The 15,887-nt window shown below is 43.1% G+C and carries 13 protein-coding genes; 4 read left to right on the forward strand and 9 right to left on the reverse strand.

The features are described from left to right. Positions 1-79: 79 nt before the first annotated feature. Positions 80-1,219 carry an MFS transporter gene (locus tag ACT3QR_RS05895; RefSeq protein WP_444520457.1) on the forward strand — a complete coding sequence of 380 codons (1,140 nt, stop codon included), beginning with the start codon at positions 80-82 and terminating at the stop codon, positions 1,217-1,219. Positions 1,220-1,332: 113 nt separating this feature from the next. Here the strand turns inward: ACT3QR_RS05895 and ACT3QR_RS05900 are convergent, their stop codons facing one another. The 3 genes from ACT3QR_RS05900 to ACT3QR_RS05910 all read right to left on the reverse strand — a co-directional run bounded on the left by ACT3QR_RS05900 (position 1,333) and on the right by ACT3QR_RS05910 (position 4,880). Then, complete coding sequence (locus tag ACT3QR_RS05900; protein WP_444520458.1) at positions 1,333-2,499, reverse strand: TauD/TfdA family dioxygenase; 1,167 nt, start codon at positions 2,497-2,499, stop codon at positions 1,333-1,335. A 184-nt stretch (positions 2,500-2,683) separates the two neighbouring features. Continuing rightward, the gene (locus ACT3QR_RS05905) at positions 2,684-4,180 is read right to left on the reverse strand and encodes an ATP-binding protein (RefSeq protein ID WP_444520459.1); all 1,497 of its coding nucleotides are present in this window, start codon (positions 4,178-4,180) and stop codon (positions 2,684-2,686) included. A gap of 1 nt (position 4,181) precedes the next feature. Then, positions 4,182-4,880, reverse strand: a complete 699-nt coding sequence (locus ACT3QR_RS05910; RefSeq protein WP_444520460.1) for a heavy metal response regulator transcription factor — start codon at positions 4,878-4,880, stop codon at positions 4,182-4,184. Between the two features lie 233 nt (positions 4,881-5,113). Between ACT3QR_RS05910 and ACT3QR_RS05915 the strand changes: the two genes are divergently transcribed. The 3 genes from ACT3QR_RS05915 (at position 5,114) to ACT3QR_RS05925 (ending at position 6,381) form a co-directional block, all read left to right on the forward strand. Then, the gene (locus tag ACT3QR_RS05915) at positions 5,114-5,332 is read left to right on the forward strand and encodes a hypothetical protein (protein ID WP_444520461.1); all 219 of its coding nucleotides are present in this window, start codon (positions 5,114-5,116) and stop codon (positions 5,330-5,332) included. 115 nt (positions 5,333-5,447) lie between these two features. Then, the gene (locus ACT3QR_RS05920; RefSeq protein WP_444520462.1) at positions 5,448-6,071 is read left to right on the forward strand and encodes a DUF411 domain-containing protein; all 624 of its coding nucleotides are present in this window, start codon (positions 5,448-5,450) and stop codon (positions 6,069-6,071) included. A 154-nt stretch (positions 6,072-6,225) separates the two neighbouring features. Next, complete coding sequence (locus ACT3QR_RS05925) at positions 6,226-6,381, forward strand: hypothetical protein (protein WP_444520463.1); 156 nt, start codon at positions 6,226-6,228, stop codon at positions 6,379-6,381. 180 nt (positions 6,382-6,561) lie between these two features. On the opposite strand, the gene ppc is transcribed toward ACT3QR_RS05925, so the two are convergent. The 6 genes from ppc to ACT3QR_RS05955 all read right to left on the reverse strand — a co-directional run bounded on the left by ppc (position 6,562) and on the right by ACT3QR_RS05955 (position 15,848). Then, positions 6,562-9,336: a phosphoenolpyruvate carboxylase gene (gene ppc / locus ACT3QR_RS05930; RefSeq protein ID WP_444520464.1), complete on the reverse strand. Its 2,775-nt coding sequence runs from the start codon at positions 9,334-9,336 to the stop codon at positions 6,562-6,564. Positions 9,337-9,497: 161 nt separating this feature from the next. Continuing rightward, complete coding sequence (locus tag ACT3QR_RS05935; protein ID WP_444520465.1) at positions 9,498-10,955, reverse strand: alanine/glycine:cation symporter family protein; 1,458 nt, start codon at positions 10,953-10,955, stop codon at positions 9,498-9,500. A gap of 67 nt (positions 10,956-11,022) precedes the next feature. Further along, positions 11,023-12,510: an aldehyde dehydrogenase gene (locus tag ACT3QR_RS05940; RefSeq protein WP_444520466.1), complete on the reverse strand. Its 1,488-nt coding sequence runs from the start codon at positions 12,508-12,510 to the stop codon at positions 11,023-11,025. Between the two features lie 52 nt (positions 12,511-12,562). Continuing rightward, the gene (gene dapA, locus ACT3QR_RS05945) at positions 12,563-13,426 is read right to left on the reverse strand and encodes a 4-hydroxy-tetrahydrodipicolinate synthase (RefSeq protein WP_444520467.1); all 864 of its coding nucleotides are present in this window, start codon (positions 13,424-13,426) and stop codon (positions 12,563-12,565) included. 100 nt (positions 13,427-13,526) lie between these two features. Then, positions 13,527-14,789 (reverse strand): NAD(P)/FAD-dependent oxidoreductase, encoded by a 1,263-nt coding sequence (locus tag ACT3QR_RS05950; protein ID WP_444520468.1) that lies wholly within the window; start codon positions 14,787-14,789, stop codon positions 13,527-13,529. A 69-nt stretch (positions 14,790-14,858) separates the two neighbouring features. Then, entirely contained in the window at positions 14,859-15,848 is a 990-nt protein-coding gene (locus ACT3QR_RS05955; protein ID WP_444520469.1) for a proline racemase family protein, read from the reverse strand. Positions 15,849-15,887 lie beyond the last annotated feature (39 nt).

The following is a 15,887-nucleotide window of genomic DNA, read 5'->3' on the forward strand; positions in this document are numbered from 1 at the left end:
AGTTATATCAGTGCATAGATATCGATTAGTACGAGATTACTGATAAATCGATGTTACTTCTTATCGACTAAGGACATATATGAACCAGTTAAAAACCGCAGGTAGTTTTACCTTATTGTGTATTGCCAGTTTGACCATTATGGTCGGCACGTTACTGGCACCCGGCTTGGTTAGCATTTCGGCAGGTTTGGGTATTACTGATAATAGCGTGCTGCTAATCACCTTACCGTCATTAGGTGCGGTAGTGTTTGCGCCACTAGCAGGAAAGCTCATCGATAAATATGGCGCGTACAAACTCTTGATCATCGGGTTATCTCTGTATGGGCTTGTAGGTGCCAGTGCTTATCTTTTACATGGACCGGCGCAGGTGTTTAGCAATCGGTTTTTATTGGGTGGTATCACGGCGGTCGTCATGGCGAGCTGCACGGTACTCATCTCCACGTGGTATCAAGGAGAGGCGAGGCTAAAAATGATTGCTAAGCAAGGCATGTCCATCGAGCTTGGCGGGGTCATTTTCTTGTTTTTGGGTGGCTTGCTTGCGTCACAGTTTTGGGCCTTACCGCTATCGATTTATTTGGTGGCGTGGGTGTTTTTAGCCATGCTGTTACTGTTTGTACCGCGTAATCATGCAGCTACAGCAGAGAATGCACAGATAGTAAAAGACGATAGCAAAACCATTATTAGCGGTCTGACTCTAAAAAATGTGTATCTTATCTCAACCTTGGCGATGACTATATTTTTTACGTCAACCGTATTATTGCCCATCACTATGAATGAGCTTAGCTATAACGAATCGCAAATCGGTCAACTGCTGGCCTTTATCTCTTTGGTGGCGGTGGTTACCGCAGGTTTTATGCCCAAAATAATCAAATGGTTGAATGAGCCCAAAGTACTGGCGCTGGCCTTTTTAGCATTTTCCTTGTCCTATGTTTGCTTTACGCAAGCCAGCACCTTGATATTAATAATAGGCGCGCTGTTAATCGGCATTGGCTTTGGCTTTAGTATTCCGCTATTGAACCACATGACGGTAGAGTTAAGCGCTGCCAAAGTACGTGGTCGTAATCTGTCGTATTTTACGATGGCAGTGTTTTCGGGTCAGTTCTTCACATCATTTATGGAATATATGCCGGGCGGCGCGCACAACGTATTCATTCTATGTAGTGTATGCAGCGTCATTATTAGTGGGGTGTTGTTTATGAGAGGGGGCAAATCTGCCTGAGTTAGCGCTTATAGTTGTAAAAGAGAAATAGCTCAGCATCGTTGATAGACACTGAGCCAAGCACTGATGCTACTGTTCTTTGTATCATAGCATCAGTTGGCTTGCGGATTATTTTAAGCCAGTTGCTTTTTGAGCGTGCGTAAGCGGCTTTTAAATTCCGATCTATCAACATAACAGCCTTTTAGACGACGTTCTCCGATGTTTTCATCAAATGCGTTACGCCCATGTAGGACTCGTCGGTTATCAAAGACGACCATTTGACCTGCTGACAGTTTTAATTCAATCTTATAGCGGCTGTCTTTTAGACGGGCCATCAACTCTCGATAAGCAAGATAGTAGTCGTACATAATCTCGCTTGGCAAATCAAAAATATCTGCAAGATGTGCGTTGTATTTGATTTCGACAATATTGCCAAAGTTATCTAGATTGATGACGGAGTGGTGCTCACGAATATCATGGGCAGCATCATGAAAGCGAAAGGGAATAGCATATTCGGCAAGTAAGCGAAAATACTCAGGCTGATCTTGTCGTAACTCTTCTAGTACCTTTAGCCCATCTACGAAAGTAGACTCACCGCCTATGCTTTCATTGCTTAAAAAATGCAAGAATTGATAGCCTGGCGGTAGCTCTTGATTTGGCAAGTCAGTATGTAGAGGCAATGAGAGCGAAGTATAAGCCAAATTGATCGGCGATTTTTCTGATATCACATCGAATGTCATACCAAAGTTAGTCTGACGCAGATAATCAACTCGCATGGCTGTCCGTACGCCAGCATCAGAGTCATCTGGCATATTATCAATGATAGTAAGCCCATATTTATCCAGCGCATTCATCCAGTCGTATAAAGCGCTGTCGCTGGTCATGATGTCTGGTTGATCGTACCTCGGAATATGATCAACAAACGTGCCATCCCAGCTTTCATAAGAACTGCTATGATCCTTGGCCAATGTACTAGAATACCCAAACTCACGTAACCAGCTTTGCTCAAAGTGGCTGATATGTTTTTGTTCTGACCACTCAATTGTCAGCGTGGTCTCATCAAAAGAGACAGCTAGTGGATGGATATCTTTTGAGACGCTCAGTAAATCAAAGCTACGCTCGCCAGTTTGAGAGTGAAAAGCCGAAGGACAGTTGTCGCGCAGCCAGATATAGTGGTAAGTGCTGTCGATACCATCACTCCAGCGTATTTGAATAGCCCGATCAATGAGCGTCACTGATTCTATTTGATAGTTATCTGCTACTAATACGTCTAGAGAGGGTTTTGATTGGGACATTTCCATTGAAGTAGGCCCTACATATACATGAAGTAAACGTATATTTTACGGCATCCTGCCCAAATTACTTATTCAAACAATGAATTATCAATCACCCAATAAGAAACACCAGGTAAGAAAGACTAAGTAAGATGCGGCTTATTTCATTATAAAGCGTTCAACTAACAACTGTATTTTGGCAATATAGTGTTCATACGCCTTGATCTATTAATAGCTCAATACTGACCTGAAAGTAGTAGTTCTCTTTGATTTTAATACTGATGCTACCTTTATGAGCATGTGCGATAGTTTGCGCAATCGACAACCCCAAACCTGATCCTGACTGCATACTATCTACCTTATGATGTCGATAAAAACGCTCAAACAGTTTGTCTGCTTCTGCTTGAGTCATTGGTTCATCTAAGAGGTTGGTTATCATGACGGTAAAAACAGGATAGTTTAATACAGAAAGCGATGAATTCTGTAGATTAGTACCCCTAGTAGTATGAGTCGATATGGCTGTTTCAGTGACTAAAGCCTCAATTGATATGTTGCTGTCACTCGCTGCATAATAAATAGCATTTGATATCAGGTTAGAAAACAGCCTTTGCAACAAACTGTCATCTCCCAGTACGGCAGGAAAATGTCCTACTTTTTCCAAAAAAACACCACGGTCTTCAGCTATTAGCTCATAGTATGAGAGCAGTTTGTTTAGCATAGAATCAGTATCAATATGGTGAAGTTGTGAGTTGGATAGACCTTTTTTGGTTTTTGCCAGTAGTAGCATATTATTGATGAGCGTAGACATCTGTTTGAGGGTGTCATGCTGACAGTGCAGTTGTTCGATATACTCACGACGCTCTCTGTCTTTACTTAACATGACTTGAGTATGAGTGCTAAGCGTGGCAATCGGGGTGCGTAATTCATGGGCGATGTTATCTGAAAAACGGGACAATGATTCAAAATTGCTCTCAAGTGTCTCCATCATTAGATTATAAGACTCCGCCAATGGTCGCAGCTCGCTTGGCATATTCTTAACAACCACTCTCTCATCCAAGTGTTCAGGATTAATGTCTTTCATTTTTCGCATAATGGTAGATATAGGCGCAAAACCCCAATATACGCTCATGGCAGCAATTGATACGAGTAGTAGTGTGATGACCGCTAAAATAACACTTAATTGACGATTGAAATGGAGCAGGTACTGCCGATGAACATCGGTGGGCAAAGCGATAAGTGCCAAAGTTTGATTGTTCTCAATAATTGAGACACGGTAATTTCTAGCTTTCAGCGTCAGTGAGAATTGCTGCTCACCGTGAGTTGTCCATAATGGCAATATATCGAAGTCTTTGGGTAAAAAATTTACAAAGCTACTAGGAGCACTTGAGAGTAGTACGCCATTTTTATCAAATACAAGAGTTTTTAGATCGTAATCGAGCCAAGAAGCGTTGAGGTAATCTGTATCTGCTGGTGAAGATAACGTCAACGCATTGGATAACGTTGCTTGTTCATCAAAGATGTTCACACGCTTGCGCAGGTTAAATGCTGCATGAGTCAACATCTCTGTGTCCATTTGATCAAAATGATCACTAACAGAACGCTGAACCCATATGTAGATGACCGCTTGAGAGATCACAACAAATATCGTGAGTAAAAAAATAGTACGCCAAAGCAAGGGTAGGCGTTTGCTTTTGAGTATGCTTTTCATGCTACGTGTGCTCAGAAATTGTGTCTAGCATCTCTAATTTATACCCCATGCCTCGTATGGTATGAATTAATTTGGTGTCAAATTCATCATCAATTTTTAAGCGTAAACGACGAACGGCAACATCAATGACATTGGTATCGCTGTCAAAATTCATATCCCATACGCGAGAGGCAATAACAGATCGAGGCAATACCTCGCCACGGTGCTCTAAAAAAAGCTGTAGCAAAGCAAATTCTTTAGCAGTAAGCTTAATCATGGTCTGGCCTCGATGAACTGTTCGCTTTGAGAGATCCATTTTTAGATCTGCTATTTGTATCAGGGTGTTTTTATAATCTGATTGAGCAGCACGGCGCAGCAAGCTTTTCATTCTTACAATCAACTCAGCGAAAGCAAAAGGCTTAGTCAAATAATCGTCGCCACCAATTTCAATTCCTTTTATTTTATCGCTCAAATCATCTTTTGCGGTCAAAAATAGTACAGGCGTGTGCCTCCCAGCTGCTCTATAATTTCGGATCAATTCAAAACCACTAACGTCCGGCAACATCACATCCATCAGGATAACGCTAAAATCGCCGGTCATTAATGCATGATGACCGTCCAAACCAGTCATATAGTGATCCACAATAAAACCCGCTTCGGTCAATCCTTTTTTGATGTATTCCCCAAGCTTTGCTTCATCTTCAACCAATAATACTTTCATATATTCTCTATTTCGAATGGGTTGTGTTTTTAACACATTACGTTTGTATGACACTATGCTTCTCTATGAGGTCAGTGTAACGCATTAAGACCAGATGACACCAACATGACAAAATTGTCATGTTGGTGTCATCTACTAGTCAGAATCAACAACGTATGATTCATGCTGATTTAATAAGATTAAACATCAGTCAAATCACTTGTCTTTGACTATCAAAAAAATAGGAATGAATTATGTTGTCACTAAAATCAATCATCGCTACCGGCATTGCTTTGACCATATCAACTGTAGCACTGGCAAACGAGCCAAATATGCATACCGAAAAAGACAAAACATGCTGTGCAAAAATGGATAAAGACATGAATATGAAAGATCCTGCTATGGTAAAAATGATGGATAAGATGAAAGCCATGGATGATAAGTGTTGTGAGAAGAATGATAGCGAACAATAAAACGTATTAGCTATCGAGTGTTACTTGATTGCCCCAATAACAATAGAACTTAGCACCAAGCAAGTGCTACTTAGTGAATATCAGTATGACAATGACAGTATCTATAGGTGAATTTATGACGCGAAGCAGTACTATGTATGGGCACAAAGGCCGTAAAATGTTTAACAATGTTTGTTTGCTATCGCTGACCTCACTGCTTTTTGCCTGTAGCCAGCCAGAATCAAATGTCGATCAAACAGTACAGACTGAAAAATCAGCAACTATTGATTCGAAAGCTGCACAAATAAATGAAACAAAGCCAGTGATGCTTTCTCAAACAGAGTCATCCACACTACTCAAAAATGTCTCAGCGACTGTGTACACAACAAAAAATTGTGGGTGCTGCGAGCAATGGGTGGCAAACACAAAAGAGCATGGTCTGCGGGCAACCGTGCAGCATCCTGATGATTTGTCTTTGTTTAAAGACCGTTATGATGTTCCACAGCAGATGCGTACTTGTCATACTGCAGTCACTACAGATGGTTATGTGTTTGAAGGCCACGTACCAGCAAAACATATGGCACAGTTTTTAGCGAATCCGCCTAAACAGGCAATGGGTCTTGCTGTACCTGGAATGCCAGTAGGTAGTCCTGGTATGGAGCAGGGCAATCAGTTTGAACCATATCAAGTGATGCAAATGAACAAAGATGGTACGACAGAAGTGTATGCCAACATCGAGTCACCTCAGCAGCAACTGTAGCCTGAATATATATTTTAGAGTAAAAGCAGCATATAAATATATGCGTTTGAAGTGAGCTGAAAGCCGATAGCAACACAAAAATATCCTTAAGATGATGCATTCGGATATCGAATAAGATAGCAATAGCACTCATTTTGACTTACGGAGACTTATTATGATGAACAGTAGTATTATGGATGGAACAATGATGCAAGGTATGGGCGGAATGATGGCGTGTATGCTATTTGCATTATTGTTTTTTATCGTACTTTTATTAACGGTATTTGCTCTTATAAAATACTTACGCCAACCTACGAAAACTTTTCAATAAACAACTACTGATTGCCGTGTGATTCACTATCGCATGTGTGAAAATAATGGTTAGTATTCTTTAAAGCACTGTCTTAGATGCTATGAATAACTACATTGAGCACAATCAAAAATCAAATGAGGCGGGCAATATTATTTTGCCCGCCTCATTTATAGAATAATTATACTTAGTAGTAAGTCATTAACCTGTATTACGCAGACCCGCTGCCAGCGCATTAATACTACGGATTAATGGATCTTCAACTTGTAGGTTTTCACTGTCATCTGAGCCCTCTGCTTGTCTAGCACGCTTTAACAGCTCAATCTGTATATAGTTAATCGGGTCTAGATAAGCGTCACGCCACTGAAGAGATGCAGCCAAGTTCTCTTGGCTAGACAATAATGAGTCTTGCTCCAGCAGCGAGTTTAGACCTGAATTGGTCAGTGCGTATTCATCCGTGACCGCTGTCATAATTTGTTTACGCAGCGGCTCATCATCACACAACTGGCTGTAGGCCTCAGCAATATTCATATTGGCTTTGGTAAAGGCCATCTCGATATTACTCATAAACACGCTAAAGAACGGCCATTTAGCATTCATCTCTTTCATCAAGGCTTCATCTTTTTTGACACTATGCAGCGCACTACCGACGCCATACCAAGCAGGCAGGGTAAAGCGTGCCAATGACCAGCCAAATACCCAAGGGATCGCGCGTAATGTGGTTTTACTTGGTAGGCCTTTTTTGCGGTGGGCAGGGCGTGAGCCAATATTTAACAATGAAATTTCTTGTACTGGCGTCACTTGTGAGTAGAATTTATAAAACCCTTCAGTACGATCAGTCAGCTCGCGATAACGCTGCTCACCATCATCTGCTAAGCGTGCAAATAGTGCCTCATAATCTGGTAACTCAGTCGGTTGTACCACAAACCTTGACGAGCAGGCTTTAAGTGTCCCTGTGATACCCATGGTGAGCTCAAATACAGCAGTATCTGTATTGGCATACTTGGCATAGAGCACTTCGCCTTGTTCGGTCACTTTAACCTGACCATGCAGCGTGCCGGCAGGCTGGGCAGCAATCGCCTTATGTGTTGAACCACCACCACGGCTTACAGAACCACCGCGACCATGGAACAGTCGTGTTTTGATGCCATATTGCTCAGCAATTTTATTAATCGTTTGCTGCGCACTATAAAGCTGCCATGCTGATGTGATGATACCGCCATCTTTAGATGAGTCTGAATAACCCAGCATGATCTCTTGCGTGTTATCGGTGTTCTGTAGTAATCCACGATATAGAGGATTGTCTAGCACGGCAGGTAATATTTGGTCGATGTTTTTAAGATCTTCGATAGTTTCAAACAAGGGTGCGACGGGTAGGTCAGCAGACAGTTGACCATCAGCGTCAACGGTACACAAGCCTGCAAAGCGCATTAGTAGTAAGACTTCTAGCAGTTGACTGGCATTATTGGTCATCGAGATGACATAACTACCAAAGGTGTCTGGTCCGACCAATTTACGTAATGTCGCCACAGAGTTCATCAGCGCTAACTGTTCGCGTGTTTTGTCACCCAGATTGTCGGTATAGATAAGCGGCGTGCCGGGCTTTTCGAGCAAGCGTGTGAGCCACTCTTGGCGTTCTGTTTCACTGAGCGTTTGATAGTCAGGCAGGTTGGAAGCACTGGCAAAGATATCGGTAATCACTTCGCTATGATAAGACGATTCTTGACGGATATCGAGCGCTGCCAAATGAAAACCACAGGTCTTAACCAAACGAATCACATCTAGCAGTAATCCTTCTGCATGTGCGGTATCGTGCGTATTTGCGCTTTGACGAATAATACGCAGGTCTTCTAATAGCTCTTCTGGGTTACGGTAAGCGTCCTTTTCAGCCTCGACATCTGTGCCTTGGCTTTGGATGCGGCGATTGGTCGCTTTAACTTTGGTCAGGATGATAGAGATCAATCGACGATAAGGCTCATTGCTGTAATCGTCGGGGTTGTAATCAAATACTCGCTTATCAAGTTCGCCATAGCTCTCAATTTTGGCATAGACCTCAGGTTGGATGGTCACAATCGTATCGCTATGAATAAGCTGACGGCGCAGTTTTTTGAGCAATACTTGATAATGACGCAGTACCGTATCCGCATGCATCAATACGGCACGTTCTGTGGTTTCAAAAGTCACAAATGGGTTGCCATCTCGGTCACCACCGATCCAAGAGCCAAAGCTGATAAATGCAGGCAGTGGATAGTCGGTCAGTTCTGGATAAATATCGATAATGGCTTTTTTGATATTACGATAAACCTTAGGAATGGCACTAAATAAACTGGCATTAAAATAGTGTAGACCGTTATTTATCTCGTCATAGACCAGAGGTTTACGAGTGCGCACTTCATCAGATGACCACAGTAAGTCAATGGTTTGCGCGGTTTGCTCTTTGGCTTGCTCGTAGGCAAAACTGTTTTCAGTTAGATTGTTTAACGCATCACTGTGTGTGAATAGGCTTTGTAATATATTCATCGTTGTACGGCGACGCGCTTCGGTAGGGTGCGCGGTGAACACAGGCATGAATTTCAGCTGATCGATCAGTTCTTGCATTTGTGCAGGTTCAATATTACGCTCACGACATTCGAGTAGCGTACGGCGAAACGAGCCTTCCCAGCTGTGTTCTGATTGGAGACGTTGGGCTTGGCGTTGTTCACGCAAATAGTTCTCTTCGCTTAAATTAGCAAGAAAAAAATAGATAGAAAAGCCGCGTATAACGTTCTTTAAGGTTTGATTGTCTAAAGAAGCAATAAAATCAATCAGCTGCTGCTTGTTTGCTTCATTAGGCTCACGGCGCTGCTGAATAAAGCCTTTGCGCAGCGCCTCAATCGTATCTAGCGTTTGCTCACCAGACTGGCGAGAAATGGCGTCGCCTAGCAATGAACCTAACAAGCTGGTGCGTTTACGTAGTACGTTGTTATCTAGTGTCATCTTCAACCTTCCTATCAAATGAATGAATACAATACTATGGCTATCTTATACGTAATATCCTTATAGTTTTTTGCAATTTAACATAAATAGGTGAGGTCTGCTTGATGTTGATAGCAATTTTTTTTGCTAGTAGATACTGGCAGACCTCTGATGCACTACTATTAGAGTGATTTATTCTGACCATGCTCATTGCTATAGTCTATCCAAAAGTTCGCATTATCTACTCCAGCCTTTCTAGGGTCAAAGACAGGATTGATGCCTAATTTCATCTGCTCGTCGTAGTCTTTTAAAACTTTTAGAGCAACTTTACTTAGAAGTAAAATAGCAATGAAATTTAAGTAGCACATACTTCCAAACCCTATATCACCTAACGCCCACATCATACCGATCGACTGGACACTACCAGTAAAACAAACGATTAAAAATACCAGTTTGAGTACATGTTTGAGAATGGGGTAGCGCAGTTTATTATCCAAATAGACCAACGTAGTTTCGGCAATATAGTAATAAGCAACCAAACAGGTAAAGGCGAATAAGAAGATAGCAATCGCAACAAACCCACTTCCATACTGGTTAAAGACTGTAGATACAGCCGCTTGGGTAAACGCCGTGCCAGCTTCAACACCAGGCATATTACCAACTAGGATTACACCTTCAGGGGTCACCACGTTATACATGCCAGTTGATAGGATCATCAGCGCCGTTGCAGTACATACAAGCACCGTATCGATGTATATAGAAAAGCTTTGCACTAAGCCTTGTTTAGCAGGATGTGATACTTCTGCTGCCGCTGAGCTAAAGGTCGCCTCACCAGCACCTGCAACATTTGAGAAAACAGCACGGCGGACGCCCCAAGAGATTGCGGTTCCAACCATACCGCCAAACACTGCATCCATGCCAAAAGCGCTCTTAAAGATAAGTGCAAACATTGCAGGGATATTTTGAGCGTTAAATGCCAATACAATTACCATCATGAGGATATAACCAATTGCCATGACAGGGACGACTTTTCCTGCGAAATTAGCAATACGCTTCACACCGCCAAATATAATGATGCCTAAGAGTACGACAAGGACAACACCTGTTACAACGGGCGGTATATTAAATGCGGTATTAAAAGAGTCCGCAATGGTATTGGCCTGAACACCAGGCACTAATACGCCGTAAGATAGACAGGTCACGATAGCGACGATGATAGCAAACGGCTTGAGTTTCAATCCTCTTTCAATATAAAACGGCGAGCCACCACGATATTGATCACCGACCTTATGTTTGTATACCTGCGCTAAGGTAGACTCAATAAAAGCGCTAGCACCGCCTAACACACCCATGAAAATCATCCAAAACACCGCCCCAGGGCCACCTGCTGCAATGGCTGTTGCAACCCCAGCGATATTACCCACACCAATACGTCCTGATAGCGCCATACAGAAAGCTTGGAAGGAGCTAATCCCTGCTGATGAGCTTTGTTTATCGAACAACAACCTGATCATTTCTTTGAAATAGCGGATTTGTACGGCACGAGTCATAATCGTAAAGTAGATGCCGACCCCTAACGCAAGATAAACTAGGGCATCACTCCAAATATACCCGACGATAGTATTGATGATGTTTTCCATAACTTTACGTCCTTGTAATGTTTTCGGTTATGCTGAATTGGGCGTTGATAGTGGACAATGTCAGTTTTTAGTTCACCAACCAGATAGTTTTGGTTTGGGTATACTGGGACAACGCCTCTAAGCCATTGTCACGACCACCGAAGCCAGATTGTTTATAACCACCAAAAGGTGTCGTAATATCGCCTTCAGAAAAACCATTAATCGAGACGGTACCAGCTTTAATAGTAGATGCCACACGAAAGGCGCGATGGATGTTCTGTGTATAGAAGGAGGCAGCGAGCCCATAATCACTCTGATTGGCGAGCTGAATAGCTTCATCTTCGGTTTCAAAACTTGTGACAGCTAAAAGTGGACCAAAAACCTCTTCTTTAAACAGCGTCATGTCTGGGCTGACATTATCAAAGATGGTAGGCTCGATATACCAGCCACTACCGAGTTCATCGTGGATACGTCCACCTGCGATTAAACGAGCACCTTCCGTTTTGGCAGTATTGAGATGTGATATTACTTTCTCAAAATGCGCTTTTTCGATCATTGGGCCAATAGCGACCTCGGGATCGTAAGGGTGACCAACCTTCCAAGACTGAAGACCTTTTTTTAATAGCGTTAACAACGCTTCTTTTTGGCTAGAGTGGACAAGTAGACGTGAGCCACAGCTACAGTTTTCGCTCATATTCCAAAAAGCAGCGGACAAAATGTGCTCGATGGTTTGTTCATTAATAATGGCATCCGCAAAGATGATTTGAGGGCTTTTGCCACCACACTCTAAGACCACTTCCTTGAGGTTACTTTGTGCAGAGTACTGTAGAAACAGTCGACCGACTTCGGTTGATCCTGTAAAAGAAACCATATCAACATCCATATGTTGACCAAGTGCTGCACCCACTTCTTCACCAAGTCCGCAAACTAACTGTAACGCCGCTTTTGGCACGCCAGCCTCGTACGCCAATTGTGTTAATCGATATGCTGAGAGCGAGGTTAATTCAGCAGGTTTAACAATGACTGAGTTGCCAGTTATTAATGCGGGTGCAACTTTCCATGCATACATTTGTGCTGGGAAGTTCCATGGTAGTACTGCACCCACTACACCGATAGGCTCTTGTACCACAAGGCCTAGCGCATCAGCACCAGTAGGAGCAACCTTGCCAAAAACTTTATCAGCCGTTTCGGCGTACCATTCAAAGGTTTCAATCGTAGCGGGCAGGTCAGTGTTGAGACATTCTGTAATAGGCTTGCCTGCATCGACGCAATCTAAGGCAGCTAACTCATCCATATGCTCATGCATCAATTGACACCAGCGCTGCATGATAGCTTTGCGTTCTGCAGGAGACATCCGTCGCCACTCACCATACTCAAAAGCGTGTCGGGCTGCCGTTACCGCCGTATTAATATCTTGCCGACTCCCATTAGCAATACTACCTATACAGGTATTATCAATAGGGCTGTAGTTAGGGAGTGTTGCCTCAGATACTGGTGCTGTGGTATCTATTAAATGGCCTGCCCAAAGCTGTTGGGTGCTGGCGAGTTCGAAGACTTGCGCTGTGGTCATACTCATTAGATTGTCCTTTTCTATACAGTGGTAGGAACGATAAGAATGGTGTGATGTATCAAGACAGAAGTGCTAAAAATGACTGAGTCTCTTCTTTTGACATATCAGTCAAAGGTAGTCGTACTGACCCAACATTGATGCTCCCGTTAATGCAGCCTGCTTTGGCTTTTTGGTTATAGTTCCCAGACTCCATAGAGTGGATAGCAGGATACATGGCTGTCATCAGCGCCTTAGCACGGTTCCAATCACCTTTTTGTGTGGCTTCAAACAGTGCGACTTGTTCTGCTGGAAATACGTTAGCCGCACCAGCGATCCAGCTCTTAGCACCCCAAAAGAAGAAATCTACTGGTTGGTCGTCACAACCACAAACCACTTCAAAGTTTTCAAAATTAGCCTGTAGCATATGTAATGCATGGCTAAAATCGCCGCTGCTTTCTTTGACACCTATAATATTGGGGTGCTTGGATAAATGCGCGACGGTTTCAAACTCAATGCTTACACCGACGCGTGCAGGAAAATTGTACATAATGATAGGTAGGTCAGTGGCATTAGCGACGGTTTCAAAATGCGCAATAATACCGTCTTGGTCTGGTAGGCTATACGGATTGGCTGATAACATTAAGCCGTCGTAGCCCAAGTTTTTGGCTTGGTGAGCAAGTTCGATAGAATGATTGGTTGATAAACTGTTGATACCTGCAATCAGAGTGACTTTGTCTTTGGCAGCGTCAGCGATAGTGGTCAAAACCAGCTCACGCTCTGCAGGCGAGAACGTGTAGTATTCACCCGTTGTACCGCACGCTACGATACCAGTGACGCCTTTTTCTATGAATACATTGACCAGTTCGGTTAACTTTTGAGTATCGATACCTCCATTAACATCGAAAGGAGTAACGATAGGGACTAAAACGCCATGAATGTTCATATAAATATCCTTATTTGGAAGTAAAAGCCGTTAGTAAGCCATGAGCTGTTAGCGACGTTGTTGGCTCTATAAGTTGTCATAGAGATAAAATGTTCGATTATTATTTAAAAGATTTACGTTTGAAGCGGTTTAGACGATAGGCAGTAGGATCTACCATTGCAGTATCGCCAAAATATAAAGCCGCAATCATCTGTGCGCTTACCACAGCTTGGGTCAGACCTAGATGCTGATGACCAAAGTTTAAAAAGACTGAATTACGTCTATCTATGATGGGTAGTGAGTCTGCTGTAGAAGGTCTAAACCCCATCCACTGCGTATTGCTGTCACTATCTAGTGGGGTCTTTAGCATTGCTTGAGCTTGTTTCAACAGCATGTTCGCACGGTTCATATTTGATGGCGCCTCAAGTCCGGCATACTCAACAGTGCCAGCCAAGCGCAGTCCTTTTTCCATTGGTGTCATAATAAAGCGGCGATCCATGCTAGAGATAGGGATGTTGAGACGCTGACTTTCGTTAGGAAGCATCAGGTGATAGCCTCGCTCTGTATCCATTGGTATTGAGATGCCTGTGAGCTGTTTGGCTAAATCTTTAGAGTGCGCTCCTGCTGCTAGCATAACTTTGCTAGCATGAATCTGCTTTTGTGTTGTCATCAGACGTACGCCATCGGTTGTTACTTCCGCGTTCAAAACACGGAAATTTTCATAAATTTGACCACCAAGCGATCTAAAGCTAGTGCTCAATTTATGGGTAATAGCTTCTATATTGGTAAAATGACCTGTCTCTGGAAAAAATAAAGCGCCTAGTTGATTGTCTCTTAAAGCAGGCTCAAGATCTGTCAGTGCTGATTGTGAGAATAGGCTGTTAGAGACACCTAAACTATTTAAGCGTTGACCATGTTCAGTCAGCACCTTTAGACTGTTAGGTGTCTCTGCGGTTAATACAGACCCCTGTACTTGTATCCAAGAATTTAACTGCCATTCTTGGGCAAAATTTTGCCAAGTTTGAAGGCTCTGTGCATTTAGTGCCAAAAGCGCTTGGTGACTACGAGCAAATGGTTCGGTACGCATATTAAGTAATAGCTGAAACGCCCATGGTGCTAAGCGTGGAAGGTAGCGCCAATCTATCCGCAGAGGCCCTTCAGGGTTGAGTAGCATGGCAGGAATATGCCGTAAGATACTGGCATCAGCAATAGGGAAAACCTGTTCAGTGGCAATGTGACCTGCGTTGCCATAAGTTGCACCGCGAGCGATTTTATCCGCTTCCAAAATCGCAACTTTTACCCCACGAGATTGTAGGGTAACCGCAGCACATAGCCCGATAATGCCACCACCGATGATATGTATATCAAACACTTGTGTGTCCATGAGAGCCTCGCTTTTCTGACCTTGCTGAGCAGTGATTGGTTACTTCCTAGAAGCCGTACAAACTGGTATTTATAAGGAGATACCCCATTTGAACGGATCGCTGTCTTGAACGATGAGAGAGGTCTCTGCACATATGTAGGCGTACCCTCGGATCATGGGGATAATAGTATTGACAGGGTGGTTATGAAGAGAGCGATGATTACTAAGTACATCAATAGGCTGATAGCTGGCACTAAAGACACTGCCAATGATGCTTTGCTGATACCAAGTCTCACCAGGTGCGAGTGCATTGTCTGCGGCTAAGCAAGCCAATTTGGCACTGGTGCCAGTACCACAAGGAGAGCGATCGTAGGCAGATCCGGGGCATAACACGAAGTTTTTGCTGTTAGTGCCGGCGAGGTCGCTCTTGCCAAACAGTTCTATATGATCAATTTCGCCATTGTCAGCCCCCGTGATTCCAGACTTATGAAGTGCTTTTTTAATCTGTATGCTAAATTGAGTAAGTGCCTTAACATTATTGGCTTCAATAGCCTGCTTATGATCATTGACTAAGAAAAACCAATTACCACCCCAAGCGATATCTCCATAGATAGGACCGATATTGGGTACTTGAACTTCTACTTGTTTTTGGTAGCGATAAGAGGGGATGTTCTGGACGCTACAACTACCATCATCATGCAAGGTTGCTTTAACTAGGCCTACGCTTGTTTCTAGATAGTGATCACCAGCGGATATTTTTTGTTGATAAGCTAGAGATGCAATAACGCCGATCGTGCCATGGCCACACATACCTAAATAGCCATGATTATTAAAGAAGATCACGCCAGCCGTGGCACGAGGATTAGAAGGCGGACACAAAAGCGCTCCGACAAGCACATCATTACCACGAGGTTCTAGAATAATACTTTGACGCAGATGATCAAAATTCTGTTTGAAATCTTGAAGTTTTTCTTGAATAGATTGCCCTCGAAGATCAGGAAATCCTTCATACACCATACGAGTAGGTTCACCGCCAGTATGCGAGTCAATAATCTTAAGAGTGAAAAGCGTATCAAACATGACTGCCTACCTGATTCATCCGTGAGTTAATATGCTGTT

This window comes from Psychrobacter sp. AOP7-B1-25 (genome assembly GCF_052376195.1).
Lineage (GTDB): Bacteria > Pseudomonadota > Gammaproteobacteria > Pseudomonadales > Moraxellaceae > Psychrobacter.

Excerpts from the sequence above, each read along its gene's own strand:
- ACT3QR_RS05895 (WP_444520457.1), top strand. The coding sequence starts at position 80 with ATGAACCAGTTAAAAACCGCAGGTAGTTTTACCTTATTGTGTATTGCC.
- ACT3QR_RS05900 (WP_444520458.1), bottom strand. The coding sequence starts at position 2,499 with ATGGAAATGTCCCAATCAAAACCCTCTCTAGACGTATTAGTAGCAGAT.
- ACT3QR_RS05905 (WP_444520459.1), bottom strand. The coding sequence starts at position 4,180 with ATGAAAAGCATACTCAAAAGCAAACGCCTACCCTTGCTTTGGCGTACT.
- ACT3QR_RS05910 (WP_444520460.1), bottom strand. The coding sequence starts at position 4,880 with ATGAAAGTATTATTGGTTGAAGATGAAGCAAAGCTTGGGGAATACATC.
- ACT3QR_RS05915 (WP_444520461.1), top strand. The coding sequence starts at position 5,114 with ATGTTGTCACTAAAATCAATCATCGCTACCGGCATTGCTTTGACCATA.
- ACT3QR_RS05920 (WP_444520462.1), top strand. The coding sequence starts at position 5,448 with ATGACGCGAAGCAGTACTATGTATGGGCACAAAGGCCGTAAAATGTTT.
- ACT3QR_RS05925 (WP_444520463.1), top strand. The coding sequence starts at position 6,226 with ATGATGAACAGTAGTATTATGGATGGAACAATGATGCAAGGTATGGGC.
- ppc (WP_444520464.1), bottom strand. The coding sequence starts at position 9,336 with ATGACACTAGATAACAACGTACTACGTAAACGCACCAGCTTGTTAGGT.
- ACT3QR_RS05935 (WP_444520465.1), bottom strand. The coding sequence starts at position 10,955 with ATGGAAAACATCATCAATACTATCGTCGGGTATATTTGGAGTGATGCC.
- ACT3QR_RS05940 (WP_444520466.1), bottom strand. The coding sequence starts at position 12,510 with ATGAGTATGACCACAGCGCAAGTCTTCGAACTCGCCAGCACCCAACAG.
- dapA (WP_444520467.1), bottom strand. The coding sequence starts at position 13,426 with ATGAACATTCATGGCGTTTTAGTCCCTATCGTTACTCCTTTCGATGTT.
- ACT3QR_RS05950 (WP_444520468.1), bottom strand. The coding sequence starts at position 14,789 with ATGGACACACAAGTGTTTGATATACATATCATCGGTGGTGGCATTATC.
- ACT3QR_RS05955 (WP_444520469.1), bottom strand. The coding sequence starts at position 15,848 with ATGTTTGATACGCTTTTCACTCTTAAGATTATTGACTCGCATACTGGC.